Origin of the sequence: Flavobacterium sp. (assembly GCF_044368625.1) — a bacterium.
GTDB lineage: Bacteria > Bacteroidota > Bacteroidia > Flavobacteriales > Flavobacteriaceae > Flavobacterium.
This window is the reverse complement of sequence record NZ_JBIPPD010000160.1, coordinates 1-7,840: the sequence shown is the minus strand read 5'-3', so window position 1 is coordinate 7,840 and position 7,840 is coordinate 1. Positions and strand designations below refer to the sequence as shown.

The 7,840-nt window shown below is 35.4% G+C and carries 5 protein-coding genes; 4 read left to right on the top strand and 1 reads right to left on the bottom strand.

Annotated features, from left to right (window positions below; genetic code table 11):
- Positions 1 to 270 precede the first annotated feature (270 nt).
- Positions 271 to 4,791, bottom strand: coding sequence for a translocation/assembly module TamB domain-containing protein (locus ACIQ2X_RS11680; protein ID WP_396179095.1), 4,521 nt, complete (start codon positions 4,789 to 4,791; stop codon positions 271 to 273).
- Between the two features lie 123 nt (positions 4,792 to 4,914).
- On the opposite strand from ACIQ2X_RS11680, the gene tsaD reads away from it, so the two are divergent.
- From tsaD to ACIQ2X_RS11660, 4 genes are all read left to right on the top strand, one after another.
- Complete coding sequence (gene tsaD, locus ACIQ2X_RS11675; protein ID WP_396179094.1) at positions 4,915 to 5,937, top strand: tRNA (adenosine(37)-N6)-threonylcarbamoyltransferase complex transferase subunit TsaD; 1,023 nt, start codon at positions 4,915 to 4,917, stop codon at positions 5,935 to 5,937.
- A 2-nt stretch (positions 5,938 to 5,939) separates the two neighbouring features.
- Positions 5,940 to 6,650 carry a 16S rRNA (uracil(1498)-N(3))-methyltransferase gene (locus tag ACIQ2X_RS11670; RefSeq protein WP_396179093.1) on the top strand — a complete coding sequence of 237 codons (711 nt, stop codon included), beginning with the start codon at positions 5,940 to 5,942 and terminating at the stop codon, positions 6,648 to 6,650.
- A 3-nt stretch (positions 6,651 to 6,653) separates the two neighbouring features.
- Positions 6,654 to 7,292 carry a DUF4159 domain-containing protein gene (locus ACIQ2X_RS11665; protein WP_396179092.1) on the top strand — a complete coding sequence of 213 codons (639 nt, stop codon included), beginning with the start codon at positions 6,654 to 6,656 and terminating at the stop codon, positions 7,290 to 7,292.
- 1 nt (position 7,293) lies between these two features.
- On the top strand, positions 7,294 to 7,840 hold a 547-nt coding region (locus tag ACIQ2X_RS11660), incomplete at its 3' end, for an AI-2E family transporter (protein WP_396179091.1).

Sequence of the window (7,840 nt, the reverse complement as noted above, 5' to 3'; positions counted from 1 at the left end):
GGGGAATCACCACCGGAGGTTAGTACTCCTATTTTTTTAATCGTTTTTGACATTCAATGTGTAATTTAATTGCTAATTTAACCAAGATTAATCATTAAAAGTGTACTAAAATAATAATTTAATAAACTGTTATGATTTCAAACGTTTTCGTTGATAAGTTTTGGTAAGTAGTAGATAATTACTCTGTTAAATGCGCATAAAATGGAATTTTCGACCTAAGAAAGGTGGAATGTCGCAGTTGAAGTTTTTGTGTTTGGTAAAAACAATAAATTAATCTTCCTTGGACGGAATACCCTCAGCATTGGGTTTGTCTGAAGACTGGTTTTTTTTCTTTTCTTTTTTTTCTGGAAAAGAAATATATTCAGGGTTTGGATCCGAATCCGGAACCAAGGTTTGAACCGATAACTTGTCTACTTTGTGTTTTTTGAAAAACCGATTGACCAATTCCTGAAACGTATTAAAGTCAACTTCGTAGGTCACACCGATTCCTTGGGTGTACCCAATTCCTTCACCTATATAATTGATGTTGTTTTCACGGTTAAAAACCCGTAAATTCATACTTCCGTCTTCATTAACACGGTACTGCACTTCTACATTTCCTACGATTGCCGACTCGTTAATTCCACCTACGGGAACTCCCAACTTTCCATTAACTGTAATGCGTTCGTTGATTTGAGTCGAAACCGTAAACCCTACGGATCCATCCACTTCGCGACCTGGGGTTCGATCGGCAGAAACAATATCAATTCCTACTTTTAATTTGTCGTCGGGATTTTGAAAAATATCGTCAAAAATGCCACCAGCTGTTTCAAACAAATTTCGAGTTAATGCATTTTGGTCCACCCCATCTTGACTTAAAAAGCCACCTGTGCTTAAAAGCGTTAAGGCTTGCGTTTGCCGAATGTCTTTGTCGCCCAGCTTGGTTTGAATCTCGGATTTCAAAACGGAGCTTACCGTTGGAAAGTTGATTTGAAAATCAGGTTCGGGACTGCTCAAACTTCCGGTTATTCCTATTCCTACTTCTACAGGAACACGGCGGTTAATGGACGGATTGTCTAATAAAACCGATGGATTAGCACTTGTTTTGTAAATTGCTTCTAAATCCAAACGCGCCCGTAATGGATCGCCTTCCCAAACAATGGTACTGTATTTTTTTACTTCAAACCGTTTGTCAATCAGTCCTCGGTATTTAAAATTATAATTTCCTTCATATACTTGGAAATCTCCAATCATGTTGAATTTACCCAATGTGTTTATCTCCAATAATAAGGTTCCGTTTCCTGTGGCTTTCATGCCGTGTCCCGTTTCTCGGTCTAAGATTACTTCAATTTCTGCTACGGGTGTAATATCCAAATCAAATTTTAATTCTAAACCTTTGTATTCTCGGGTTGCATTAAAAATTCCGTTTTTCAAATTATTTTTCTCTGCTGGAGAAAGAAAATGCATGAAACTTTTATTTCCAACGGACTCTGAATTATTTATAGGAATTTTGATCGATGTTCCTGTTTCTGATTTTGCTTTAACTTCTATTAGCAAACCGTTTGTAGGTCCTTTTAATTTTGCCGTTCCGTCGATAAAAGCCGTTCCATAATAGGCAGCATCCTCAGAATCTTTGGTATCCAAAGCAAGCAAGCGGTTGGAGCTGATGTCCAAATCCAACTTCCAATCCGAAAAATTAGTATGACCAATAAATCCATTCAATTTACCTTGTGTTTTAAACTTGGTATCTTCAATTGTAGCATTTTGAATGATAAACTGAGAGGATGTCAAGTCGACAATCGCATTTTCTTTGAAAGCCAAATCGACATTGAGGTACGGAATTTTAAGTCCCGCATTTTCCAGAAAAAGCCGACCGTTGATTTCGGGTTTCTTTATATTTCCGGCAAAATTGGCAGTACCCGAAACCAAACCTCGAATATTGGAAATAACCGATCCACCGAGCGGACTTAATGAAGCCGCATCGAAATTATTGAGGCGAACATCCAAGTCTATGTTGGTTTGCTTATTTTGGATAGCAAATGATCCTTCAGCAAGAAAGGATTCGACATCTTTGTTTTCTAAATTCGAAAGTACAGTGAAATTTTTAAAAGAGTCGTCTCCTGCAATATCGATATTCAAGTTCCCTAAAGCAATTGTGTTTAGTTGCAAACTATCTACACGCACTTGAGCTGTAGGTTGATAAACTTGCTTGTTTTGTTTGAAATTTAGTTTTCCATTTAGCTTTCCGTCGATTTTTAAACTGTCAATGGACGGAACAATTTTACCTAAATTAACATCGGCAAAATTAAGTTCCAAATTTTTATAAGTAGAATCCCTCAACTGTCCAAATAATTCAATCCGTTGATTATCGTGTGTCATTACGAAATTTTCGATGTTGAAATTTTTCAAATCTTTATCAAAAACCACTTTGTTATCCACATTTTCGTCTTCGTTCAAAAACCACATGTAATCTTTAAAATGAACTTCAGATTTTTTTAGACCAATAACACTATTTTTAGCTTCATTAATAGTATGGTATAAGTTGAGATTGTAAAAATCCTCCCCTTTTTTACCGCCTTTAAATTCCGATCTTACAAACAAAGTGTCTTTGGCTGTGACATTGATAAAGCTAAAATCACTGATTTTGTAATACTTGGTTTTGATACTGTCCATTTCAATATAGGTATTGTACAACGGGTTTTTATTGTCAATATCCACTCGAATACGATCGATAAAATTATCGAAAGCCTTGATATTTGGCGAATTGAACACCATTTTAAATTCGTTTTTATCCGAATTGATAGCACCTCGAATTGTGGTATTTAAACCCAATTCGATTTGCGGTACAAAAACATCGATAATTTTATTGTAAATGTTAAAGTTAAATTTCACATACTGGCCTTTAGAAACTTTGTTGGGTTGATAATTGGCGTATAAACTTCCCGCAGCATTTTCTAAAATAGCTCTTAATTCTTTAAACTTGAATTTTCCAATCATCTGTCCTTCAATAATATCGGGAGAATTGACTGTAATGGTTCGTTCTTTATCAGCATCAAACGATGAAGTGATAGTGAAATCTTCGAAAATGTAGTTGTCTTTATCGTTGTTGTACGCTGTTTGCGAGATTTTAATTTCACCCGCCAAATCGTCAAGCGAATTGCCATAAACGTCCGTCGAAATAGTTCCTTTGAAAACAGCAATGGCATCATTTACAAAATGCAATTTGGATAAATTGGCGTAATCAATATTGGTTTTGAAATCGTAACGTAAAACTTCGCTACTCAAATCGACCAAACCTTCAAAATCCATAAATAAATTAGGGTCATTGACATTGATGGTTCCTTTAAAAATAGGTCGCTTGAATTGGCCTTCAATTTTAATATTGGAGTACTTGTATTTGTTGTAATTGAGTTCCGTAACCGCACCAGCAATATAGGTATCAATATATTTTTCTGTGAAACCTTTTCCGTTAATGGCAACATCCAGACTTACAATTCCGACATCTTTTATGCTTAAAAATTTCCCGATGTTGAAACGATCCAATTCGACGTTTCCGGTGTAAGAAGCATTATCGATGTTCTCGATATTGTCCATAGCCAAATTGGATTTGATGTTGCCCAATTGGGTTTTCATAAAAAAATCAGTTTTGATGGACGAAGCGGAAACTTCTGCCGAACCAACAACCATAAACTTTCCTAAATTCTCAAGAATCTTGGGTAATTTTTTTCCTAAAACATTGGGTAATAAGGCGGTTAAATCGTTGTAATCAGAACTGACTTTGTAAAAATCGCCTTTCATATAAAAACCTTGATTATCACCTCCAAAGAGATTTTTGAAATTTACATTTCCAATGACCTCGGTATCGCGGTTATCGATTAATTTTAAATTATTGAGGATCAAATCGTTCAACGTTCCAGTCACATGCCCTTTGATATTGAATGATTTGTTTTTGCCCAATTCGTCATAAAAAAAACGGATGTCGTTGCTGGAAATGCTTGCTTCTTCAAAAACGACGTCAAACTTGACTTTATTTATAAAATCAGCAAAATCTTCTCGCTTGTAAAGTAATTTTGCACTCCCTTTAAAGTCGGATTCCTTTGTTGCAAAAAGAAAATTATCTATAAAAATATGGGTTTTAGTATAGGTAAATTGCCCACTCAAATTGTCGATTTTTAATCCACGGTGGTCTTTAAAAGCCAGTTTATTGATTTTTGTAGTAACATCAGGGCCGTAAATTTTAAAAGAACTTAATGAAGCCTCCAATTTTTTGAAATCAACGCTTTTGGGGGTTTTTAGATTTTCATTAATCACCCTAAATTGTGTATCCGTAAGATAGGCATTGGTCGCTTCCATCAAAAACTTCTTGCCAGTGCTGGGTTTACCCGAATCAAATAAGGCGATGAATTTGTTGATATTGGAGTCGTCTTCGCCTTTGTAGATTTTCATATTAAAAACGACACCGTCTAGACGAATGTCGCCAAATATCAAATCGCCGTTGAGCATTTTCCCGATATCTAAGATATTGGTTTTAATACGGTTGGCAAAAATTAAAGTGTCTTTATGATGGTCTCGAATCAATACGGTTTTTAGCTTAACACCACCAAAAACAGAAAAAGAAACCTGCTCTACATTAATGTCCGTTCCGTAATCTTCGTTAAGCCAATTGGTTACGTAATTTCCAATTTTTGTTTGTACGAAAGGCAACGAAAGCACAATTGCAGAAAATAACAAAAGCAGTATCAGGCCAAGTAAAACTCGGAACGTATATTTTTTAAGCCTTTGAATTGCAGTTGTTTTTTGTGCTTTTTCCAATAATTATATTTTGCCGCTAGAACGGTTAAACCTCAAATAAAAAATGTTATTTTTGTTACGTTGTAAAAATACAGTTTTTTTGATTCTTACGACCCACTCTAACTCAAAATTCGTGCCTTTTATATGACGATTTCACCCGTTTACATTCTTGCAATTGAAAGTTCTTGTGACGATACCGCTGCCGCAGTTTTACAAAACGACGTTGTATTGTCTAATGTTGTTGCTAATCAGTTGATTCATAACGAATACGGAGGCGTTGTTCCCGAACTTGCCTCAAGAGTACATCAGCAAAACATTGTTCCCGTAATTGAGGCTTCGTTGCGAAAAGCAAATATAACCAAGGAACAATTATCGGCAATTGCATTTACACAAGGTCCAGGATTGATGGGTTCACTGTTAGTAGGAAGTTCTTTTGCAAAGTCTCTTTCGATGGCATTAGCAATTCCATTGATTGCTGTCAATCACATGCATGCCCATATTTTGGCACATTTTATTGATGAAGAAGGTTTTGACAAACCGACTTTCCCGTTTTTGGCACTGACCATTTCGGGGGGACATACTCAAATTGTGGTGGTACACGATTTTTTTGACTTACAAATTATTGGAGAAACTACCGATGATGCTGTTGGAGAAGCATTCGATAAAAGCGCTAAAATCCTTGGTTTGCCCTATCCGGGAGGTCCCTTGATCGATAAATATGCACAGTTGGGAAACCCGAAGGCTTTTGTGTTTACAAAACCCAAAGTACCTGGATTGGACTTTAGTTTCTCGGGTTTGAAAACGGCAATTTTGTATTTTATTCAAAAAAATGTATTGGAAAACCCAAATTTCATAGAAGAAAACCGCAACGATATTTGTGCTTCCATTCAACATACCATTATTGAAATTTTGATGGACAAACTGAAAATGGCTGTAAAAGAAACAGGCATCAATCAAATTGCTATTGGTGGTGGTGTTTCGGCTAATTCTGGCATTCGAAGTACTTTAAAAGCAGCCGAAAAGAGGTATGGCTGGAGAACATTTATACCCAAATTTGAGTACACTACTGATAATGCTGCAATGATTGGAATTGTGGGTTATCAAAAATATTTACACGAAAAGTTCGAAAACACATCGGTTATTTCAAAAGCCCGAATACAATTTTAATTATGCAATTATTTTATAATCCAAGTCTTACACCAGACACTGAACGCTTTACTTTTGATCGAGAGGAAAGCAAACACATAGTTAAAGTTTTGCGTAAAAAAGAAGGCGATATGTTATACGTTACCAATGGTTTAGGCTTTTTATTTAAAGTAGAAATTGTTATTGGAATGGATACCAAATGTCAAGTCAAAATCATTTCAAGTGAGAAGAAAAATCCACTTTCGTATCAATTGCACCTCGTGGTCGCTCCAACTAAAATGAATGATCGTTACGAATGGTTTTTAGAAAAAGCAACTGAAATTGGTGTGACTTCCATTACACCGATTATTTGTGATCGATCGGAAAAAAAATTTACCAAAAACGATCGTTTTGAAAAAATAATTCATTCGGCGGCTAAGCAATCCTTACAAAGTTATTTTCCCATTTTAAATGAAGCAGTTTCTTTTAAAGAGTTTTTGAATAATAATAAAAATCAAGGTTCTTTATTTATAGCCCATTGTGAAGAATCCTCCAAGCAATCATTGAAGGAACTTATCCGTAAAGGAACTGAAATTACTTTATTAATAGGTCCAGAAGGTGATTTTTCGGAGAATGAAATTAAATTAGCTATCGAAAAAAATTACCTACCTGTAACTATGGGCGACACACGATTACGAACAGAAACGGCTGCAATTGTTGGATGTCATAGTGTGGCTTTTGTAAATCAAGATTAAATTATGAAGAAATTTTTGGTATTATTTTTTCTTTTACCAACGATAAATTGGGCACAAGAAATTGCGTTATTGAAGTACAACGGCGGCGGCGATTGGTATGCAAATCCAACGTCTTTGCCAAACTTAATAAAATTTTCAAACCAAACCATTGCTACTAAAATAAAGTCAAAACCAGTTACTGTATCGCCCGATAGTCCTGATTTATTCAACTATCCGTTTATTCACATGACGGGTCATGGCAATGTGGTTTTTAGCGAAAGCGAAGTAATTAACCTTCAAACGTATTTAAAATCCGGAGGTTTTTTGCATATCGACGATAATTATGGTCTCGATCAGTACATTCGAAAAGAAATCAAAAAACTTTTCCCAAATGAAGCTCTGGTAGAAATTCCAACGTCGCACACTATTTTTCAGAAACCCAATCCTTTTCCGTCAGGTTTACCAAAAATTCACGAACACGATGGAAAAAAAGCGCAGGCTTTTGGTATTTTTATCAAAAACAGATTGGTTTTATTATACACCTACGAAAGTGATTTGGGCGATGGCTGGGAAGACGCCGAGGTCAACAATGATCCTATTGAAGTCCGGCAAAAGGCTTTAAAAATGGGTGCAAATATTATTCATTATATTTTTACAAATTGATATGGTAAATTCAAAAGTAATTGGAAACGGAATTGTTCGCGGTGTACTCATTCTAGCAGGAATATCACTGATTTTGTATGTATTGTATTTGATTCAATCGGTGTTAATTTACCTTATTGTATCGCTAATTTTAACCTTAATTGGCGCTCCAATCATTAATTTTTTACGAAAACGCCTTAAATTCAACAATGTAGTAGCAACGATTACGGTACTATTATTTTATGTTTTGATTATTGCTGGATTTGTCATGATGTTTATTCCATTGCTTTTGGATCAAGGTCAAAACTTATCGATTTTAAATATTGAAAGTATCGAACGAACCTTAATTGATTTAGCAGAGCAGCTCGCCTTATTTTTGGATAGTCACGGTATTGATTCGGCAGCTGCATTAAAGTCGTCTAATATCACATCTAAGCTCGATTTCAGGTTTATACCTAATTTTTTAAACGGCATTTTATCCACCGTTAGCAGTTTCGGTATGGGATTGGCCTCGGTTTTATTCATCACATTTTTCTTTTTGAAGGACCGCGTGCTTTTTTCAAGAATGA